This window comes from Nostoc sp. NMS4, assembly GCF_017115095.1.
Taxonomy (GTDB): Bacteria; Cyanobacteriota; Cyanobacteriia; order Cyanobacteriales; family Nostocaceae; genus Nostoc.
The window spans coordinates 1-19,731 of sequence record NZ_JABXKI010000383.1 but is presented as its reverse complement, the minus strand read 5'-3'; the positions used below and the strand labels follow the sequence as shown (position 1 = coordinate 19,731).

Here is a 19,731-nt window from a genome sequence, read left to right as displayed (position 1 = left end):
AACTTATCCCTTCACACAAAGAACTTGCTTGAGAGTCGCTACAACCTCAACCAAATCTGCTTGATTTGCCATAACTTCTTGTATCGGCTTATAAGCACCAGGAATTTCATCTAAAACACCCTCATCCTTGCGACATTCCACACCATTTGTTTGCTCAATCAAATCATCAAGTGTGTAGACATTTTTTGCCTTATTTCTAGACATTAAACGCCCTGCACCGTGGGAACAAGAACAAAAACTGTGAGCATTACCTTTACCCTTAACGATGAAAGACTTTGCCCCCATCGAACCAGGAATAATCCCATAATCTTCAATTTGAGCGCGAACTGCACCTTTACGAGTAACGTAAACATCCTCATCAAAATGCACTTCTTTTTCAGCATAATTATGATGACAATTAACCTGCAATAAAGGTTTAGTTGCCTTCCCACCTGCTAAATGCTTTTCGACTATGTGCTTAAAACGCGCCATCATCACATCGCGGTTGACACGCGCATAGTTTTGTGACCATTGCAAATCGTGCCAATATGCTTGGAATTCTGGCGTACCAGCGACAAAATGAGCCAAATCTGGGTCAGGCAATTTATTACCAGCCATTTTTGCTAATTCTCTGGCTGTGTGAATATGACACTGGGCGAGTTTATTGCCGATGTTGCGCGAACCAGAATGCAGCATCAACCAAACTTGATTATCGGTATCAAGGCACACTTCAATAAAGTGGTTTCCTCCACCGAGAGAACCCATCTGCTTCATTGCTTTAGTTTGTAAGTCTTGCACACCGCGATGCAAGTCTTTAAAATCATCCCAATGTTGCCAATTGCTGACAGACTTTTCAACATCTTTGTTTTCGTTGAATCCAGTCGGAATTGCTGCTTCAATATCCAAGCGGATTTTCTTCAGTTTACCTTCTAATTGTTCGGCGGTAAATACTGTTTTAATAGCGCTCATACCGCAACCAATATCCACGCCGACAGCAGCTGGGATAATTGCCTTTTTAGTTGCAATTACAGAACCGACTAAAGCACCTTTACCTAAGTGAACATCTGGCATTAAGGCTATGTGCTTAAACACAAATGGTAATGATGCCATATTCTTCGCCATCTTGGTTTCTTCGGAACCCAAAGAGTGATTTGCCCAAGATAAAACGGGTGTTGGTGTGGTAATTTCTAACTTTTCGTAAGGCATAATTGTTTCTATTTTGGATTTTAAATTTTAGATTTTGGATTGGGTATATAACCCATTACCTAGTTAGTTGTAGCAATTTAAATACTGTATTGTCTTTCATTTGGTTAGCTTAATTTTCGTGAAGCTCTTAGGAGTAATATGTTTATACTACATATATACTACAGAAAATTGCAAACGTCAAGCCGATCGCCACAGATAAAGCAAATATTTCGCAAATGCATTAAAATTTGTAAAGAAAAATACTTTAGTCTCAATAATCCTTAAAATAACGACACAATGGCAGTGCGTCAAGATACAATCTGGGAACGTTTTTTATCTCCTGTAGTGGGTCTTTTGATTGATAAGGAAGGGTTACGGCGTTACGCTGATAATATTGATTGGGAAAAAGAAAGCGATCGCTATCGACGAGATGATGTCATAATTCCGTCGTACTACACCAGTCAAAACTTTCACGGCGTAGTCGGCGGATATCTGAACTCTGATGCAGCAGTTACCTACGATCCGATTACTCAATACGTTTTACCCCCTAATGAAAGTATTGTCCGTCAAGCTTTAGTTGATGCTGTGAAGGTAAAACCACGACGCATACTTGATTTAGGTTGTGGTACAGGTTCCACTACCTTAATGTTAAAACAGGCTTTCCCAGAAGCAGAAGTTATTGGTTTGGATTTATCACCCTATATGCTGGTAAGGGCAGAAGATAAAGCGAGAAATGCTGGTTTAGATATAGTTTGGCGACATGGAAATGCTGAAAAAACTGGTTTTAAGGATGCAACATTTGACTTAGTAACAGCTTCTTTGCTATTCCACGAAACACCAGATGCCGTATCTTTAGCAATTCTGCAAGAAAGCTTCCGGTTGCTGGTAACTGGAGGGCAAGTATTAATTTTAGATGGGAATCAGAAGACTCTGCGTCAGTTAAAATGGCTGAATGAGGTTTTTGAGGAGCCATATATTCGTGAGTATGCTGCTGGTAGTATAGAAGCGAATATGGGTGCAGCCGGATTTGAAGCCGTGCGGTCGCAGGATGTATGGTGGATAAATCAGGTAACTAGCGGCGTGAAACCAATAGCAACCGAAAATGTCCGTCAGTACACTCCCACATCAGTAGATAATAATGATTTGGAGGGACTTGGATCTCCAGCGTTTGGCATAATGGCATGAGTTTAAAGGCAGTTCTCTTTGATTTTAATGGTGTGATCATTAACGATGAGTCAATCCACTTGCAGCTGATTGATGAGATTCTCATTGAAGAAAATCTCCAACCCCAAAAGGTGAATGAGCGTCAAGCTTGTTTAGGACGCAGCGATCGCGCTTGTTTTGGGCAATTACTCGCTAATCGTGGTAGAGTAAGCAACGAAAACTATTTAACTCAGCTGCTGTACCGCAAAGCCCAAGCTTATACGGTGGAACTAGAGAAAATAAAGAAACTGCCTTTATATCCAGGTGTAGAAGACTTAATATTTCAGGTGCGATCGCGGAATCTCAAATTAGGATTAGTCAGTGGTGCGATTCGCCAAGAAATAGAACTGGTACTTGATCGCGCCAAACTAGCCGAACATTTTAAAATTATTGTCGCGGGTGACGATATCGCTACTAGTAAACCAGAACCCGATGGTTATCTGCTAGCAGTAAAACGCCTGAATAAAGAATATCCCGAATTGAATCTTCAACCACAGGAGTGTCTGGCAATTGAAGATACTCCAGCAGGTATCGAAGCGGCGAAGCGATCGCTGATGCAAGTTGTCGGCGTAGCGAATACATACCCATTCCATATACTTCAGCGCTGCTGTAACTGGACTGTTGATTACCTCAGTGAGTTAGAACTCGACCGGGTGCAGAAGATTTATTCCGAAAAACAGCCTCAACCATCGGTAACAGAATGTTAGAATAATCTATGGTGATAATGTATTGAGTTAATGAGTGATATGACTCTGGACTCAGCACCAATTAAGGGGAATTAGCTCAGTTGGTAGAGTGCTGCGATCGCACCGCAGAGGCCATCGGTTCAAATCCGTTATTCTCCATATGTGTACATTCGCAAATTATATGTCGGAATTCGCAAATTAATGTCGCTTTTTGCCAATTAAGGTCGATTTCGTAACTTTGTGTTACTAATTTTAGTATATTAGGTTTTCGCAAATTAACGTCGTCTTCTTTCGTCATTAACTGTAAAATTTACCACAAGGAAATTATTTTTCCTTAACATTTGTTCGATCGCAGCACTCCTTTCAACCCTCCTAATAACTTAGTTGTACTCGTACTAACCATTTTCAAATCTGGTTAGTACGAGTACATATTTTCTATTGCTTATTTTTTCGATCTACCCCTAGCCGGGGTGGTTGTTGAAACCATTATTGAGTTTTTTGCTAGCAGAGAAGAAGATTACTTTCAACCCACCCCTCGCTGGGATGGTTGTTGAAACTCTACCCGTCTAGAACCCTTGCTATAAAAGCTTTCCATACACATAATTTGGCAGGTCTGCTTAAAAAGTCTCGAATTGCAAATTAAAAAACTAAATGCATTGACACACTAGTTTCTTAAGTCAAGACTGGATAAGGGTTTTAAAGTTTTGGCGGGACTCCAGGGATTTTGCCCCCGCTTTGACACGCCAAAAAAATATTTGGAGGGTTCCCCCGACGAAGGGGGTGATTCAGTAGCCACCACTGTGGTAATCCACACCGTTATGAATAACGACTATGGCTAAAAGCCTTACTTCTTATTGCTGGGAGCGCACCTATCCTGTCTTGCGACAGCAGCATCAGAAGCGGGCAGCTACCAGGGTCAGAAAGCATGACGGTCTTCCAACCGCCAAACTAACCCAGATTTTTCACAGAACATTGGCTCAAAAGAGCATGAACTGCGGCGCTGTTATAAAAATATTATATTTTCTAGGTTCGGATTAGTGAATTAAATTTAAGCGGCTTGACGTTCTTGGTAAGCAAAGACGGCTAAATCTCCCGCTTTTTCTTGTGGAGTACCTTTGATTGGCTGTGTACCAATTTCAATAGAAATTCCGACTTTTGCAGCTTGGGATTTAATACTCTCAATTAATCGACCGTAACTCCAGCGATGAATGCTTATACGATATTCTTTGGCATATTTTTGTTGAGCTTCCTTGTAACCAGGACATTTCTTTTCTGCTCTGGATTGGATTTCGCTACTGATTTGCTCACGCATATCGCGGAGTTTTGGCATAACTATGCTGTCTGCTTGATAGGTTTTGGCGTTAGCGAAGCTCGCCGAAGGCATCGCAATAATTGCATCTGCTAATAATCTATCTACATATTGCCCTAACTCTGATTCACCAAAGGAGGTTGGCGCATTCTGTTTCTGAGCTTTGTGCCGTTCGTGAGATAGGCGTTGCTGTTGTTGTCGCTGACGATTGAGAAGATTGTAGTTTTCACCAAGTAGTTGTTTGACACTGCGATAAGCTAGGACTTCATTTTTAACAACATCTACCACCGCTACTGTTACTGGCTTTTCTAGACCAAAACTAACGCCAACTAGGATTGAGGGTTGACCTTGATAATTAGGCTTGCTGGGACGAGGGAAAGGGTTATTAATTCGATCTAGCGTTGATTGCTGACGAGTGATAAAAGCTTGTTGTTTATCGTTGAGGTCATCTTTCTGTTTTGCTATAGTTAAAGTTTTGGTAATTTTTGTGACTTTCTCCTCAATTACTTGTTGAGTTCCTTCAGTAGTCCACATCCGAGTATCTAAAGAGCAGTAGAGATTTAGCTGATTTCCTTTCCAGACTTTACCTTTTTCCTCACCTGGGAACCAAGCAAGCCTCCCTGAACGCAGAGTGAACAAACTGCTTGAATATTGATTTTTACTATTGCGTTTAATTTCTTGATCGTCTAAAAAGCGTTGAAAGTACTGCACATGACGCTTATCACAGTAAATCTCAAAGGTCAGTTTTCCCAAGCCATTGAACCGAACAAAGAGACGACCTTTGTCATTTTTTAACCATGTCATATCTTCTTTAGATTCGTAAGCCACAGGAAAGGGGACATCAGCAGTTTTTCTTAAAAGTGCTGCTTGCCAAGCTTTTGCCTCTTTTTCATTTTGAGCTACATTAGCTGTAGCAATTTCTAAAGTTTTTAACCACTCTTCTCCTGTCAAATCTCTACCTTTCGGTATGCGGCTTTGAAGTTGGTCTTTTAATCGCTCAATTTCTATTTCCTTTTTGCGTCTATTTCTAGTAAATTCTTCTGGGTCTTCGTCGAGTTCACTGATTTTACAGTTATTTTTGAGCAGATATGCGAAAGCGCAACGAGTAAGAGGGTCTTCTGTTTCTCCGTAAGTGTTTAAGAGAATTTGGAAAAGTGAAGATTTTTTGGACTTTGTAGATTTTTTAGTCTTTTTGCCCTTTTTCTGGTTGCTATTCTGCTCGGACTGGGGGGTAAATTTGGTAATAATTTCGGTGGCTTTAGTACGAATTACGTTTAAGCTACATTGACTTTCTTGTTCGAGTTCTAGATCGCTTTTGAGCATTTTCAGCCAACGCTCTTTCCCTTCTATTTGGTACTTTCTGCGTTTTTGTAACGCAAACCAGGATTTATATACATAATCCACTAAAGCGATCGCTGAGGTGTAAAAGCGTCCAGATTGACCAGCAAAACGCTCTTGAGTTTTGAGGGAGTTAACAAGTGTTTTGAGTAATTCAGTAGGTATTTTGCCTTCTTCTAGCCAGGTTTCAAATCCTGGGTGCTTTCCTACCTGTAGCAACAATTCATTGATAAGTGGTGTATTTTTTTCAGCCATAAGTTCCCAAAGTTGACGAAGAGTGTCTTCTTCCGCAACCAAGCGACATTGAATTGTAATAATGCTCATGGTGTCCTCAGCTTTGTGGATTCGGTAACACTGACAGGATTGTTAATTGTTTTTTTACTTTACAATATTATAGCGCAATGACGTAATAGCGCAATGACGCAAATGTTTTTTTGCTGAGAGGCTGTGCAAAAATGAAAGCCGCAAGCTTTGGCTTCAAATTAGGATGGCAGAAGAAACTAGAGAAGTTCGGGGGAGACTCCCTAAAGACTTAAAAATCGCTTTTGAAATTGCCTGTGCGCGTCTGGAATTGACCCAGACTGCGGCTTTGGAGGAGGCGATTAGAGATTGGTTGAAAAAAAAAGATTCCCCTCCTGGTGGAGAGTCACAGGGGAGTTAAAGGGTTATGGTCAAAAATACTGTAGTGCTTGTATAATCTATACCGTAAGTTTTTCTTGATTACTGGTTTGTCAGCCTTTGTGATAAAGCGAGGTTTACACCTACATCAGTCGATAAGTTTAATCTAGGCTTAGGAGTTTTAGATTGCATTAACTATGTAATGTTTTTGACCGTGCCATAGCACTGAATCACGCGCTCATTTCACCTTGTAGGTGCAAAATTATGAGCCAAGCTATTAATATTAAAAATCCCACAGTAAAGCTAAATGTTCGAGCAAACTTTTAAAAATATTGATGATGTTCTCTGGAAAGAGGCGGGTTGTACTACAGAGTTAGATTACACGGAGCAAACCTCTTGGCTGCTGTTTCTGAAGTATTTGGATGATTTGGAGCAGGAAAGGGCGCTAGAGGCGGAACTGGCTGGCAAGCCATACGAATTTATTATTGATGAGGCGCATCGCTGGTCATCTTGGGCAGCACCGAAAAAAGCGGATGGTACATTGGATCATGATAATGCGCTGATTGGCGATGATTTGATTGATTATGTCAACCGCAAGTTATTCCCATATTTACAGAGTTTCAAGCAACGGGCTACTAGTCCAGATACAATCGAATACAAGATTGGGGAAATTTTTAGCGAGATTAAAAATAGGTTTCAAAGCGGCTACAGCTTGCGGGATGCGCTGGAATATATTGATGAGCTACGGTTTCGATCGCAACAGGAGAAACACGAGCTATCGCATCTCTATGAAGCCAAAATCAAAAATATGGGTAATGCAGGGCGTAATGGTGGGGAATATTACACGCCGCGTCCGTTGATTAGGGCAATGATTCAGGTGGTGAAGCCGAAGATTGGCGATCGCATTTATGATGGTGCTTGCGGTTCGGCGGGGTTTTTGTGTGAGAGTTACGACTATTTACGTCGGGGTAAGCTGACAACAAAAGAGCTTGAGATACTGCAAAAACATACGTTTACGGGTAAAGAAAAGAAAAGTTTGGCGTATGTGATTGCGATCATGAATATGATTTTGCATGGCATTGATGCGCCGAATATTATCCACACCAACACGCTGACGGAAAATCTCACTGATATTCAGGACAAGAATCGCTTTGATATAATCTTGGCTAATCCGCCATTTGGGGGGAAGGAACGCAAGGAAGTACAGCAGAATTTCCCGATTAAAACTGGGGAAACGGCGTTTCTGTTTTTGCAGCATTTCATCAAAATCCTGAAGATGGGCGGTAGGGCGGCGGTGGTAATCAAAAATACATTCCTGTCAAATTCGGATAATGCTTCGCGGGCGTTGCGTCAAGAGCTTTTGAGTAGTTGCAATCTGCACACCATTTTGGATTGTCCGAGTGGGACTTTTATCGGGGCGGGGGTGAAAACGGTGGTGCTGTTTTTTGAGAAAGGAAAACCCTTTGACTCCGTTCAGGGAACGCCTTTATTTTCTCAGGGAAAACCTTTAAATCAGGGAATGGCTACTCAGAAAATTTGGTATTACCAACTCGATCCGGGGCGGAATATGGGTAAAACCAATTCCCTGAATGATGAGGATTTACGCGAGTTTGTGGAGTTACAGGCTAGGTTTGCGGAAACAGAAAAGTCTTGGCTGGTGGATATTGCTGATTTGGATCGGGAATCGTTTGATTTATCGGTGAAGAATCCAAATAAAGCTGAGGAATCGCTGTTACGAGAACCGCAGGACATTTTGGATGAGATTGGGGCTTTGGATGCGGAGAGTGCAGAAATTTTGGCGGGTATTGGGGAAATATTATGAAAATAATATGGGAAATGGTTGCCCTAGAAAAACTAGGAAAAATTACTTCTAGCAAGCGTATATTTAAAAGTGAATATGTTGATACAGGAGTTCCCTTCTATAGAACTAAAGAAATTAAAGAATTAGCAAATGGAAGAACAATATCGACAGAGTTATATATATCTCAAAATAGGTTTGATGAGATAAAGAGAAAATTTGGCACTCCTGAAATAGGTGATTTACTAATTACTGCAATTGGTACAATAGGCGAAATATATGTAGTAGATAACACAAATTTTTACTTTAAAGATGGAAATGTATTATGGCTTAAGGATTTCAGAGATATAGATTCTTATTTCCTTAAATATTCATTAATGGCTTTTATTGATCAACTAAATGGTATTTCTCACGGATCAGCTTATCAAGCTCTTCCAATAGAAAAACTCAAGAGACATAAAATACCAAAACCACCACTTCCAGAACAAAAGCGGATTGTGGCGATTTTGGATGAGGCGTTTGAGGGGATTGATAGAGCGATCGCCAACGCCGAAAAGAACCTCTCCAACTCCCGCGAACTATTTGAAAGCTATCTAAACGCCATCTTCACCCAGAAAAATAACAGGTGGGAATGGGTCAGTTTATCTGAGATAACGACGGATATTACTGATGGAGATCATCAACCTCCGCCTAAATCACAATCTGGCATTCCATTTATTACAATATCGAACATAGATAAACAAAATCGGAAAGTTGATTTCTCTAATACATTTAAGGTTCCACCTGAATATTTTGAAAAGCTAAAAAGCAATAGAAAACCGCGTAAAGGTGACTTGCTCTATACAGTTACTGGTTCGTATGGAATTCCAGTTATAGTTGATCATGATATTGATTTTTGCTTTCAGCGACATATTGGATTGATAAGACCAAACGCTGAAACAAATTTAAAATGTTTGTATTACATACTTTTATCACGTTATCTTTTGACTCAAGCTGATGAATGTGCTACGGGTACTGCACAGAAAACAGTTTCTCTGAGTGGACTCCGGCGTTTCTCTGTTCCTAAAATACCTAAAGAACAACAGGAAATAATTGTCACTGAACTCGATGCCTTATCCGAAAAAATTGGTCGTCTCGAATCCATCTACCATCAAAAAATCGCTGCACTCAAAGAACTCAAACAATCCATCCTGCAAAAAGCATTCACAGGCGAACTCACCGCAGACACCCCGAAAGCTGCTAAGGAGGAAATTGCAGCATGATTACCCTAGAAACCCTTGAAAAATGGCTGAATGCACCTGCTGAAACTGAAAACCTTGAATTTAAAGAAGCCAAGCAGCAATTTAATAAAGTTGACTTACTCAAGTATTGTATAGCATTAGCCAATGAAGGAGGTGGATATCTAGTTTTCGGCGTAACCAATAAGCCACCACGTCAAGTTGTAGGTTCCCAAGCTTTTCCATCACAGACTTCCCTGAATTAAATTAAATCCCGTATTGTAGAAAAACTTAGATTCCGCGTAGACGTAACAGAATTAGCCCATCCCAATGGTCGAGTATTAGTCTTTGAAATACCACCTCGTCCTGTAGGACAAGCATATACATTTGATGGTGCATACTTGATGCGATCTGGTGAAGATTTACGTCCGATGACACCAGATGTACTCAAGAAAATTTTTGCAGAAGACCAACAAGATTGGTTTTGCCAAGCTGCTCGCTCTGATGCCAGTCCTGACGACGTAATTGCCCTTTTAGATACTCAATCATACTTTGAACTGCTAAAAATTCCCTATCCAACTACCCGCGATGCTGTCCTAGAAAGATTGCAGAGCCAACAGTTAATTAAACCAACAGCACATGGTTGGACAATCACAAACCTAGCTGCGATCCTGTTGGCAAAAAAACTGGATGCCTTTTCCCCTGCATTGGCTCGTAAAGCTCCCCGTGTCGTAATCTACGAAGGTATCAATAAGCTAAAAACTCGTAATGACACGACAGGCATCCGAGGATATGCTGTTGGCTTTAACGGATTAGTGGATTTCGTCTACTCAGCAGCACCTCAAAATCGCTTTATCGAGGAAGTTGTGCGGGAAGAAGTAAAGATGTTTCCAGAACAGGCTTTAAGAGAACTTATTGCTAATGCTTTGGTGCATCAAGATTTTCTAACAACAGGTACTTCAGTGATGATCGAGATGTATAGCGATCGCATTGAAATATCTAATCCCGGCATCCCACCCATTAAGGTAGAGCGATTTATTGATGAAAATCGCTCCCGTAACGAACAACTTGCCAACCTAATGCGACTTTTCGGTATATGTGAAGAAAAAGGCAGTGGCATTGATAAAGTTGTAAATTTAGCAGAAGTGTTTCAACTACCAGCACCAGATTTTCGGGTGGGTGAGATTCGTACCACAGCAATATTATTCGCTCATCAAAACTTCGCCAACATGAGAAAATCAGATCGCATTCGGGCTTGTTACCAACATTGTTGCTTACTATATATTAATAATCGGCGAATGTCTAACCAGACACTGAGAGAGCGTTTTGGTTTGAGCGAGTCAGGAGCGGCAACCATTTCGCTAGTAATCAAGGCTACCAAAGAAGATGGATTTATCAAAATGGATGAATCTGAATCGACCTCTACTCGCTATGCTTCCTACCTTCCTTTTTGGGCGTGAAAGTGCTTTAACGCAAACCGATATAGTCAACCCCAAAAGTCTGAAACCCCTATAAAATCTCGAAAAAAGTGCTTTAACGCAAACCGATATAGTCAACCCCAAAAGTCTGAAACCCCTATAAAATCTCGAAAAAAGTGCTTTAACGCAAACCGATATAGTCAACCCCAAAAGTCTGAAACCCTTATAAAATCTCGAAAAAAGTGCTTTAACGCAAACCGCAGCCCCAACAAAGATGAACGAAGCCGAAACCCGTGCCGAACTAATTGACCCCGCACTAAAAACCGCAGGCTGGGGAGTTATTGAAGGTAGTCGCATCCGCCGCGAAGTTATTGCCCCTGGTCGCTTAGTTGGCAATGGTAAACGCGCTCAATCAGACATCGCCGATTATGTCCTGGTTTATCGTGGTGAAAAACTCGCCGTCATCGAAGCGAAAAAACGCGACTTACGAGATACCGAAGGTTTAGGGCAAGCCAAAAAATACGCCGAAAAATTGCAGACTCGATTCGCCTACTCCACAAATGGCATCGGAATCTACCAAGTAGATATGCACACAGGGGCAGAAGGCTACATCAACCAATATCCCACCCCGGAGCAACTTTGGGAAGCCACCTTTAGCGAAGATAATGAGTGGCGCGATCGCTTTGCTGCCATCCCCTTTGAAGACAAAAGCGGCACATGGGAAGCCCGTTATTATCAACACAATGCCATTAAGCACGTCCTAGAAGCAATCTGCCAAGGACAAGACCGGATTTTGTTAACGATGGCAACAGGCACAGGTAAAACTTTCATCGCCTTCCAACTCGCCTGGAAACTCTTTCAAAGCCGTTGGAATCTCAGCCGACAACCCACCCGTCGTCCGCGAATTCTGTTTTTAAGCGATCGCAATATCTTAGCCAACCAAGCCTATAATTCTTTCTCTGCTTTCCCTGATGATGCCCTCGTCCGCATCGACCCCGAAGCTATCAAAAAACGAGGTCGAGTCCCCAAAAATGGCAGTATCTTTTTTACGATTTTCCAGACTTTTATGACTGGACGGGACGACACTGGCAATCCTACGCCCAAATTCAGCGACTATCCCCCCGACTTCTTTGACTTTATTATCATTGATGAATGTCACCGAGGCGGAGCCAGTGACGAAAGCACCTGGCGGGGCATTTTAGAATACTTCTCCCCAGCAGTACAACTGGGACTCACCGCCACTCCTAAACGAAAATATAACGCAGACACCTACGCCTACTTCGGCGAGCCAGTCTATACCTACGCGCTCAAAGACGGCATCAACGACGGGTTTCTTACTCCCTTTAAAGTCAGGCAAATCGAAACTAACCTAGATGAATATATTTACAGCACTGAAGATGAACTGATTGAAGGTGCAGTAGACGAAGCCAGAACCTACACTGAAGCTGACTTCAACCGCATCATTGAAATTAGCGATCGCGAACGCTACCGGGTGCAGTTGTTCATGGAAGAAATCGACCAGAATCAAAAAACTCTGGTGTTTTGCGCCAACCAACTCCACGCTCTAGCTGTGCGGGATTTAATCAACCAAATGAAGATTAGCAGTGACCCTAATTACTGTGTCCGCGTCACCGCCGATGATGGGAAACTGGGAGAACAGCACCTCAGCAACTTTCAAGACAACGAGAAAACTATCCCCACCATTCTCACCACCTCCCAAAAGCTTTCCACTGGGGTTGATGCCCGGAATGTTCGTAACATTGTGCTGATGCGCTCCATCAACTGGATCATTGAATTTAAGCAAATTATTGGTCGCGGTACTCGCCTATTTGATGGGAAAGACTACTTCACCATTTATGATTTCGTCAAAGCTTATGAACACTTCAAAGATCCTGAATGGGATGGCGAACCCCAGGAACCTGTTCTCGTCAAAATTGCCAGAGGGGGAGAGAAATCAGGCGCATACAACGACTCTATAACAGATGGTGGTATAAATAGAGGCAAAAATAGAAACGAAATTGCAGAAGTTCCCAACCCCAAAACCATCAAAATCAAACTCGCCGATGGTAAAGAACGAACTCTCCAGCACCGAATATCCACCAGCTTCTGGAGTCCAGACGGTAAACCTATGAGCGCCGCAGAATTTGTGCAACGTCTCTTTGGTGAAATTCCCGAACTATTCACAGATGAAGACGAATTAAGAGCAATTTGGAGTCGCCCTGACACCCGTAGAGCTTTATTAGAAGGACTGGCAGAGAAGGGCTACGGAGAAGAACAACTCACAGAAATTAGTCGCCTGATTGATGCTGAGAAAAGCGATTTATATGATGTACTGGGTTATATCGCCTATGCCTCAGCACCTATAAGCCGCCGAGAGCGTGTCCTCGCTCACAAATCATTAATTTTCTCGCGCTATATCGGCAAACAGCAAGAATTTCTCGACTTTATACTCGAACAATACATCAAAGCTGGGGTGGGGGAACTCGATCGCACTAAATTACCTCAACTGTTAGAGTTGAAATATCATACTGTTCGTGATGCTGTTGAAGAACTAGGAAGCGTTGCAACTATCAGTCAAGTATTTATCGGGTTTCAGCAGTATTTATATTCTCAGGACAGAGCAGCTTAATTAGGTAGATAGCTAAAATTAAGCACCCCAGTTAGCCGATTAACTCAAAGCTACATAACCATAGCTAAAAATAGCGATCGCTTCTCGCCATCTCCGTGCTGTGGGAGATGGATGCTGTGAGTGCGTAGGTTTAGCCCGCCGTAGACATCGCCATAACTCTAGATTCGGCATTAAATGTATAATTGCTGAGTATTTTGTATATTTACTGGTTAAAGCTCTTAAATGATTACCGTTACACCAGAGGAACTTAGTCAGTTTCGCAGCCAGTTGGCAGATAATTCAGAGGCTTTAGCAGCTTTGGATGCTATAGAAGAGTGTCAGGGAAATCTGGAAGCAGCAGCACAGTTAATTGCTGTTGAGACAACCGAAGCAGAAGTCAGCTTAAGGGGAGATTCAAATTATTTAGAGAAATTAGCACAAAAACTCAGCAAAATCATCTGTCAGGAAGAATTTGACGACTTGATGACGGGAGTATTGACAGCTGCGATCGCCACCTTAGCAGCAAGTGGTAATATTCCCATAGCTCTGGCAACTCCAGTAGTAATTTATGTTGCCAAAATCGGCGTAAAGCAGTTTTGTGAAGCTGCCAAACCTGAACCCTAAAGCCCTGTAGCTGTAAATCCTGCCCAGTAAAATGCTGCTGCAAAAGGGTGAGGTTTACGCTTGCAGGTTCTTTTTAATATCGCTCTTGCAACTGGACGCTTTTCTTCTGGGAGTTGAGCAAAAATTTCTTCTATTTGTGGCTGATATTTAATTAATAGTGCTTCAAATTCCTCTGTAGTTAAATTTCGCAACCACTGTTGTGCTTGATTAAGTGCTAAGGAGACACTATTTATTTTTTGCAGGTTTTCATAAAATTTCATCATCAAAAACGCTGTAGATAAATCGTCAACACTCCACAGACTACTGACTACAGCTTTACTTCCTGCTAACAGAAAACCGCTAGGTAAACCAATATATTCATCACTGGTATTGTCAAAATCAATCAATCCAGTTTCGCAGGCTGAAAGGGTGACGAGGCGACATTTTTCTAATTTGAGACTGAAGATTTTATCTAGGGTAAGACATTTGTCTAAATCGTGGGTTTCCCCTGCTCGCACATTCAGATAACGTTCGGAGTCGGGTTTTGTTAGGGTGTCTGCGATGGGTGCATCTGCCAAAATTAGGGCTGATTTATCGGTGTTTGTGAAGTTAAAATAACCGTGACAGCTAAAGTGGGCGCAGTGGTAAGTATTTAAGTCAGAATTATTAATTGCTGTGAGTGTCGCTGCTGTTTTTTTCAGGACATTAGCAGTATTAAAGTAGCTTTGAATAACTTGTACTTCTAAATCTGTATAGTTTAAATCACCTGTGGGATTTTGAATCGCAAACAAGGATTGAAAATCAGGACGTTTACGCTGTTGTACCTGTTGCAGTAGTTGACAACTGGGTGCATAACTCACACCATTAGGAAATAAATCTAGAAGACAACGCGAATTTTCAGCATTGTGATTGACTGGGAGTGCATGAAGGGGGAATAAATGCAGGAACCGATGGGGAATTAGGATGAGTTGATTGCAGTGCTTTGGTATCTGGTTTAATATTTCATCTATGTGCAGAATTGAGGCTAATTCTTTGAGTGATTCTCCTAAGCTCTTAAGCCATTGGTCTTTTTGATTATAGTAGTTTTGTAAATATTGATTTATCCAATTCCTCAAAGCTTCTCGGTCTTCTGGTTGAGATTGCCAAACTGTTACCTCTCTTGTTTTTGTGATAATAAAAGCCAGCATTTTGTCGTTCAGAATATACCACTCAATAATGGCTGTATGCTCATCCACAGAACCTTGGAAGGAGCCAAATTTGAAACCATAACCAACTCTTAAGTATTGGTTTTGTAATTCATTACGCTGTTGTCGCAACTGTTGCAGATGTTGTGCTAGGGCTTGGGGATTTTCAGCTTTGCCATTTTGGATTTGATATTGTCCTGTGGCTATTTCATCCCTGTATGTTTCTAGTTGAGTTACTACTTCGAGAGGGAAGATGGTTTTAGAGTCACGTTCAAGGATTTGTTCAACTAAATTGCGGGTTTTACTACGTTCCACATATTCAATTGCTTCGGTAATCTTATTTAATTTCCTGCAAACTTCTACCATGCGGCTATAAACGCTGTTAAAGTATTCCGCTTGTTTGCGTTTGCTTTCTTCTCCAGATACTATTTCTTCTCGTAAAGATTCTATACCAGCAATGGCAGACTCAAAATTATTGTATGCTAAGTCAAACTTGTTTGCGTTTTGGTAAGCAATTCCGAGTCCAAACAAAGATTCTGCATGGTTTTGAGGCAAAGCTTCCCTGGTGTAGATACTTAAAGCAGCAGTATAAGCAGCGATCGCCTGTTCAATGTTATCTGCCCTGTCTCCTTTAATTCTATCTCTGTAGGCAATAGCAAGATTATTTTGCGTCATTGCCCAATATTGAGGCAAAGCTTCCCTGGTGTAGACACTTAAAGCAGCAGTATAAGCAGCGATCGCCTGTTCGATGTTATCTGCCCTGTCTCCTTTAATTCCATCGCTGTAGGCAGCAGCGAGATTATTTTGCGTCATTGCCCATTCAAAAGGCAAAGCTTCAGAAGTGTAGACAGTTAAAGCAGCAGTAGAGGCAGCAATCGCATTTTCGATGTTCTCTGCCTTGTCTCCTTTAATTCTATTGCTATAGGCAGCAGCGAGATTATTTTGCGTCTGTGCCCATTCAAAAGGCAAAGCTTCAGGAGTGTAGACAGTTAAAGCAGCATTATAAGCAGCAATCGCATTTTCGATGTTCTCTGCCTTGTCTCCTTTAATTGTCTCCCTGTAAGCATTTGCGAGATTATTTTGCGTCATTGCCCATTCAAAAGGCAAAGCTTCAGGAGTGTAGACAGTTAAAGCAGCAGTAGAAGCAGCAATCGCATTTTCGATGTTATCTGCCCTGTCTCCTTTAATTCTCTCCCTGTAGGCAAGAGCGAGATTATTTTGTATTGTTGCCCATTGTTGAGGCAAAGCTTCTCTGGTGTAGATAGTTAAAGCAGCAGTAGAAGCAGCGATCGCATTTTCGATGTTATCTGCCCTGTCTCCTTTAATTCTCTCCCTGTAGGCAAGAGCGAGATTATTTTGTATTGTTGCCCATTGTTGAGGCAAAGCTTCTCTGGTGTAGATAGTTAAAGCAGCAGTAGAAGCAGCGATCGCATTTTCGATGTTATCTGCCCTGTCTCCTTTAATTCTCTCCCTGTAGGCAAGAGCGAGATTATTTTGTATTGTTGCCCATTCAAAAGGCAAAGCTTCAGGAGTTCTGACAATTAAAGCAGCATTATAAGCAGCGATCGCATTTTCGATGTTATCTGCCTTGTCTCCTTTAATTCTCTCCCAGTAGGCAAGAGCGAGATTATTTTGCGTCATTGCCCATTCAAAACGCAAAGCTTCAGGAGTGTAGACAGTTAAAGCAGCAGTAGAAGCAGCGATCGCATTTTCGATGTTATCTGCCTTGTCTCCTTTAATTCTCTCCCTGTAGGCATTTGCGAGATTAGTTTGCGTCATTGCCCAATCTTGAGGCAAAGCTTCTCTAGTGTAGACTGTCAACGCGACTTCATAGCCAGTAATGGCAATTTCCATATTGCTGGCTTTGCTACCCAAGGGGAATTGCTGAATTAGATTGCTGAATGTGACAATAACTGCTGCTAAATATTTCGCTTCATCTGCTTGGGCTTCCCCAAGTCTATTTGTCCCCCAACGGCGCAATATTTCTGCTAACACTTTGTCAAGTTTGTCTATATTATTTGCCAGCAAGGGGTAAACTACCTGGGAATCACCGTTACTGTTTGCGGTTGCTTGTAGTACCTCCATCAAGAATTGTAAATATGCTTGTCTCTCCTCCTCACTGAGAGATTGCAAATCTATTTTGTTATCTAGATTCAACGCTTCCCGTAGTTGCATTGCCAAACTTTGCAACCAATTCGCTGTCTTCTCATCTCCGTGTTGGGAAAACATCTGTGCTACTTCTTCTACCTTCTGCACAAAGCCAGCATCAAGTAACTCTTGGTTTGCTGCTAAAATCTCTGATTCTTCACCACTAGGGGAATCTAACAGGCTGCGAATAAGGTTGAGATAAGCTTGCTGACGCTGTTCGTTCATGGGTAAGGGTGTGAAACGCAACTAGATCATGAGAATAATTCAACATTAACGCTCTAAATTCCAGAAAAGTGGAGAATTTCATCACTGATGTTGCGTTTTTGAGGACGAGCGATAATCCCCCTATTGCCCAGTGGCAATTTCACTTAACAGCAGGATGCGTTGGCGTAGCCCGCCGTAGGCATCGCTAATTGTTGATGAGTGCGATCGCTCAAATCCCAACACCCTAAAATCACGCCACTTCAACGCTAGAAACTACCTTGCCATCGTCATCATTGGGTAAATATTCCAAAAGCTCCCCAGGTTGACAATCCAATGCCTTACAAATGCCGTTTAACCTTTCTGGGGCTAATCGTGGCATTTCGTCAACCTTACGCAGCCTGTATACAGAATTTTCAGTAATTCCTAACGCCTCAGCTAAATCCTTGTTCCTCACTCGCTTTCGCGCCATCACTTCATTTAATTTCCAGCGAATCACTTTATCCATAGGCATATCACTACATCCCCAGTTTAGTAGCTGTTAGATGTAGATTTCTCTACTTGTCAGTATCTAAAAGTACAAGTAGATTTATAACATTCTAAGTTTTATAAATCTACGCTTGACGTATAACTACGCGTCACGTAGATTAATTTATAGACAAAACAAAAGCGATCGCCACTCCGGGAAGAGACTGCGATCGCCTTTTGTAAAACCCCATTGATGAGGTTACTTAGATGATTGTACAAGAAGAATTTGATAACCAAGCCTTGGCTCAATCAGAGTTTGAGGGCTACGTTGACCAACTAACAGACCCAGCACCCCCAGAAATAGAAATTGATTCCATAAACGATGATTTTGGAGAACTTTATCGAGTTTGGAACGGTTCACAATTGTTAGGTACTTTTTATCAAAATCTGGAGGGTAAATGGATAGCGCAGCCCTGTAATAGAGATGAAAGACCCTGTTTTGATACTCCTTTGCAAGCACAGTTAATCATCATAGCTGTTAATGGCTTGCTGGTTGCAGATGTAGTATAACCCTTAAAAAATTTTCCCATCGCCTAGAGACGTGGTTCGTACCGGTCTCTTTTTTATTTATGAGTGGCAGTGCGATCGCATTTCTAACGTTCAAGATTCGCCAGTTTTAAGCATCTTCTCCCCAACGACGAATCAAATCTTTAGAATTAGTAGTTTTCAAGCCATCACTTGTATAAAACACAGTTGCACACCAGTCTCGATACATTCTTTTTTCATTGGATAGGGCAATTAGTGGATAGGATGGTTGACGATATATCTGAATTCCCGAAGCCAAAGTTAAATTTCTTGCAGTTAAGGCATCAATAACTACATCACGACGAGCAACAAGAAGATGGCACTGATACTTCTCCCAACTTTCGCCAGGTTGTTTTAGGGTAAAAGCTAAAACTTCACCAGCAGCATTCAAAAATTGTCCTTGGTGTAAGTCAACGACCCCTAAAATTTTTCTCAGCCACTTTGCTGGCATCCATTCCTCTGCTTCACCATCTGGGCTGCGCCAATATACCAGCAATTCTCATTTTGAAAAAAAATCAGATAAAATTCTCTTGTTTAAATAGAGAACTTGTGTCGAACCATCATTTTTTGACAAATAATTATCATCCAACAGCAGAGGTAGACAGGTTTTTAAAAATCTGTCCATTAAAAATCGATTTCAACTCTTAAATCCAGTTGAAATTCTAACCAACTTTGTAGTTTTTATTGATAAATAACTTTCTCCTCCTCTTTCAATATGTTGACATTTTTCAACTAGAATTTACTTTTTTGAATGGGACATATTCCCTGAGAATAAATGAGAAGAAATCTGACCAATCTTTAAACCATAAAAATTTTAATAGAGTACGAATATCATTAAATAAAGAAGTCCGAGTTACTAATAAATCACGAATTTTTTGATAGGTGTAATTAACTAAATCTAAAACAGTATGAAATAAAAAAGATAGCAAATTTAAAGACAACAAGAACTCGCATAAATGATTTTCACCATGACCAAAGTTATGTTCTAAATTATAACCGTGATTTTTTAGAACGTTATTACCTTCGTTCTCAACTTTCCATCTGCTACGTCCAGCTTTGACAATTTCTTCAACATTATTTTCAGTAATTTTATGATTGGTTATCCAATTATTTTGGTAGATAGTTTTTTGTGTTTTCTCATTAATAACAGTTACTTCACACCAATTAACTTCGAGACTTGAGT

17 protein-coding genes, 1 tRNA gene and 1 pseudogene are annotated in these 19,731 nt (G+C 41.2%); 11 read left to right on the top strand and 8 right to left on the bottom strand.

The window, feature by feature from the left end; translation table 11 throughout:
* Positions 1-3: 3 nt before the first annotated feature.
* Positions 4-1,185, bottom strand: coding sequence for an RtcB family protein (locus tag HWQ37_RS31865; protein WP_292754909.1), 1,182 nt, complete (start codon positions 1,183-1,185; stop codon positions 4-6).
* 276 nt (positions 1,186-1,461) lie between these two features.
* Here HWQ37_RS31865 and HWQ37_RS31860 point away from each other — a divergent pair, with 276 nt between their 5' ends.
* The 3 genes from HWQ37_RS31860 to HWQ37_RS31850 all read left to right on the top strand — a co-directional run bounded on the left by HWQ37_RS31860 (position 1,462) and on the right by HWQ37_RS31850 (position 3,212).
* Entirely contained in the window at positions 1,462-2,349 is an 888-nt protein-coding gene (locus tag HWQ37_RS31860) for a class I SAM-dependent methyltransferase (protein WP_292754906.1), read from the top strand.
* Positions 2,346-3,074: an HAD family hydrolase gene (locus HWQ37_RS31855; protein WP_292754904.1), complete on the top strand. Its 729-nt coding sequence runs from the start codon at positions 2,346-2,348 to the stop codon at positions 3,072-3,074. Before HWQ37_RS31860 ends, HWQ37_RS31855 begins: the two co-directional genes overlap by 4 nt.
* A 65-nt stretch (positions 3,075-3,139) precedes the next feature.
* A tRNA-Ala gene (locus tag HWQ37_RS31850) sits at positions 3,140-3,212 on the top strand.
* Positions 3,213-4,101: 889 nt separating this feature from the next.
* Here the strand turns inward: HWQ37_RS31850 and cas12k are convergent.
* Complete coding sequence (cas12k, locus tag HWQ37_RS31845; RefSeq protein ID WP_292754901.1) at positions 4,102-6,024, bottom strand: type V CRISPR-associated protein Cas12k; 1,923 nt, start codon at positions 6,022-6,024, stop codon at positions 4,102-4,104.
* A gap of 163 nt (positions 6,025-6,187) precedes the next feature.
* On the opposite strand from cas12k, the gene HWQ37_RS31840 reads away from it, so the two are divergent.
* The 6 genes from HWQ37_RS31840 (at position 6,188) to hsdR (ending at position 13,380) form a co-directional block, all read left to right on the top strand.
* Positions 6,188-6,361, top strand: coding sequence for a hypothetical protein (locus HWQ37_RS31840; RefSeq protein ID WP_292754898.1), 174 nt, complete (start codon positions 6,188-6,190; stop codon positions 6,359-6,361).
* A gap of 264 nt (positions 6,362-6,625) precedes the next feature.
* Positions 6,626-8,140 (top strand): class I SAM-dependent DNA methyltransferase, encoded by a 1,515-nt coding sequence (locus HWQ37_RS31835; RefSeq protein ID WP_292754895.1) that lies wholly within the window; start codon positions 6,626-6,628, stop codon positions 8,138-8,140.
* Positions 8,137-9,378 (top strand): restriction endonuclease subunit S, encoded by a 1,242-nt coding sequence (locus HWQ37_RS31830; RefSeq protein WP_292754893.1) that lies wholly within the window; start codon positions 8,137-8,139, stop codon positions 9,376-9,378. Before HWQ37_RS31835 ends, HWQ37_RS31830 begins: the two co-directional genes overlap by 4 nt.
* Positions 9,375-9,599, top strand: a complete 225-nt coding sequence (locus HWQ37_RS31825) for an ATP-binding protein (protein ID WP_292754891.1) — start codon at positions 9,375-9,377, stop codon at positions 9,597-9,599. Before HWQ37_RS31830 ends, HWQ37_RS31825 begins: the two co-directional genes overlap by 4 nt.
* A gap of 138 nt (positions 9,600-9,737) precedes the next feature.
* Positions 9,738-10,793 (top strand): ATP-binding protein, encoded by a 1,056-nt coding sequence (locus HWQ37_RS31820; RefSeq protein ID WP_292754890.1) that lies wholly within the window; start codon positions 9,738-9,740, stop codon positions 10,791-10,793.
* 232 nt (positions 10,794-11,025) lie between these two features.
* A complete protein-coding gene (gene hsdR, locus HWQ37_RS31815) occupies positions 11,026-13,380 on the top strand; it encodes an EcoAI/FtnUII family type I restriction enzme subunit R (RefSeq protein WP_292754888.1) in 2,355 nt (784 codons plus the stop codon).
* 39 nt (positions 13,381-13,419) lie between these two features.
* Here hsdR and HWQ37_RS31810 read toward each other — a convergent pair whose 3' ends face one another.
* Positions 13,420-13,551, bottom strand: a complete 132-nt coding sequence (locus HWQ37_RS31810) for a hypothetical protein (RefSeq protein ID WP_292754886.1) — start codon at positions 13,549-13,551, stop codon at positions 13,420-13,422.
* A 51-nt stretch (positions 13,552-13,602) separates the two neighbouring features.
* Here HWQ37_RS31810 and HWQ37_RS31805 point away from each other — a divergent pair, with 51 nt between their 5' ends.
* Positions 13,603-13,983 carry a hypothetical protein gene (locus tag HWQ37_RS31805; RefSeq protein ID WP_292754884.1) on the top strand — a complete coding sequence of 127 codons (381 nt, stop codon included), beginning with the start codon at positions 13,603-13,605 and terminating at the stop codon, positions 13,981-13,983.
* On the opposite strand, the gene HWQ37_RS31800 is transcribed toward HWQ37_RS31805, so the two are convergent.
* The 3 genes from HWQ37_RS31800 to HWQ37_RS31790 form a co-directional block, all read right to left on the bottom strand.
* A complete protein-coding gene (locus HWQ37_RS31800) occupies positions 13,980-17,519 on the bottom strand; it encodes a CHAT domain-containing protein (RefSeq protein ID WP_292754883.1) in 3,540 nt (1,179 codons plus the stop codon). The two genes, HWQ37_RS31805 and HWQ37_RS31800, sit on opposite strands and share 4 nt — an antisense overlap.
* Before the next feature lie 120 nt (positions 17,520-17,639).
* Positions 17,640-17,762, bottom strand: coding sequence for a hypothetical protein (locus HWQ37_RS31795; RefSeq protein WP_292754880.1), 123 nt, complete (start codon positions 17,760-17,762; stop codon positions 17,640-17,642).
* Positions 17,749-18,009: a helix-turn-helix domain-containing protein gene (locus HWQ37_RS31790; RefSeq protein WP_292754877.1), complete on the bottom strand. Its 261-nt coding sequence runs from the start codon at positions 18,007-18,009 to the stop codon at positions 17,749-17,751. Before HWQ37_RS31790 ends, HWQ37_RS31795 begins: the two co-directional genes overlap by 14 nt.
* Before the next feature lie 221 nt (positions 18,010-18,230).
* Between HWQ37_RS31790 and HWQ37_RS31785 the strand changes: the two genes are divergently transcribed.
* A complete protein-coding gene (locus HWQ37_RS31785) occupies positions 18,231-18,533 on the top strand; it encodes a hypothetical protein (protein WP_292754874.1) in 303 nt (100 codons plus the stop codon).
* A 106-nt stretch (positions 18,534-18,639) separates the two neighbouring features.
* On the opposite strand, the gene HWQ37_RS31780 is transcribed toward HWQ37_RS31785, so the two are convergent.
* Both HWQ37_RS31780 and HWQ37_RS31775 read right to left on the bottom strand, forming a co-directional pair.
* Positions 18,640-19,044 carry a hypothetical protein gene (locus tag HWQ37_RS31780; RefSeq protein WP_292754872.1) on the bottom strand — a complete coding sequence of 135 codons (405 nt, stop codon included), beginning with the start codon at positions 19,042-19,044 and terminating at the stop codon, positions 18,640-18,642.
* Positions 19,045-19,362: 318 nt separating this feature from the next.
* Positions 19,363-19,731 (bottom strand): annotated as a pseudogene (locus HWQ37_RS31775) (ISNCY family transposase); the annotation flags it as partial.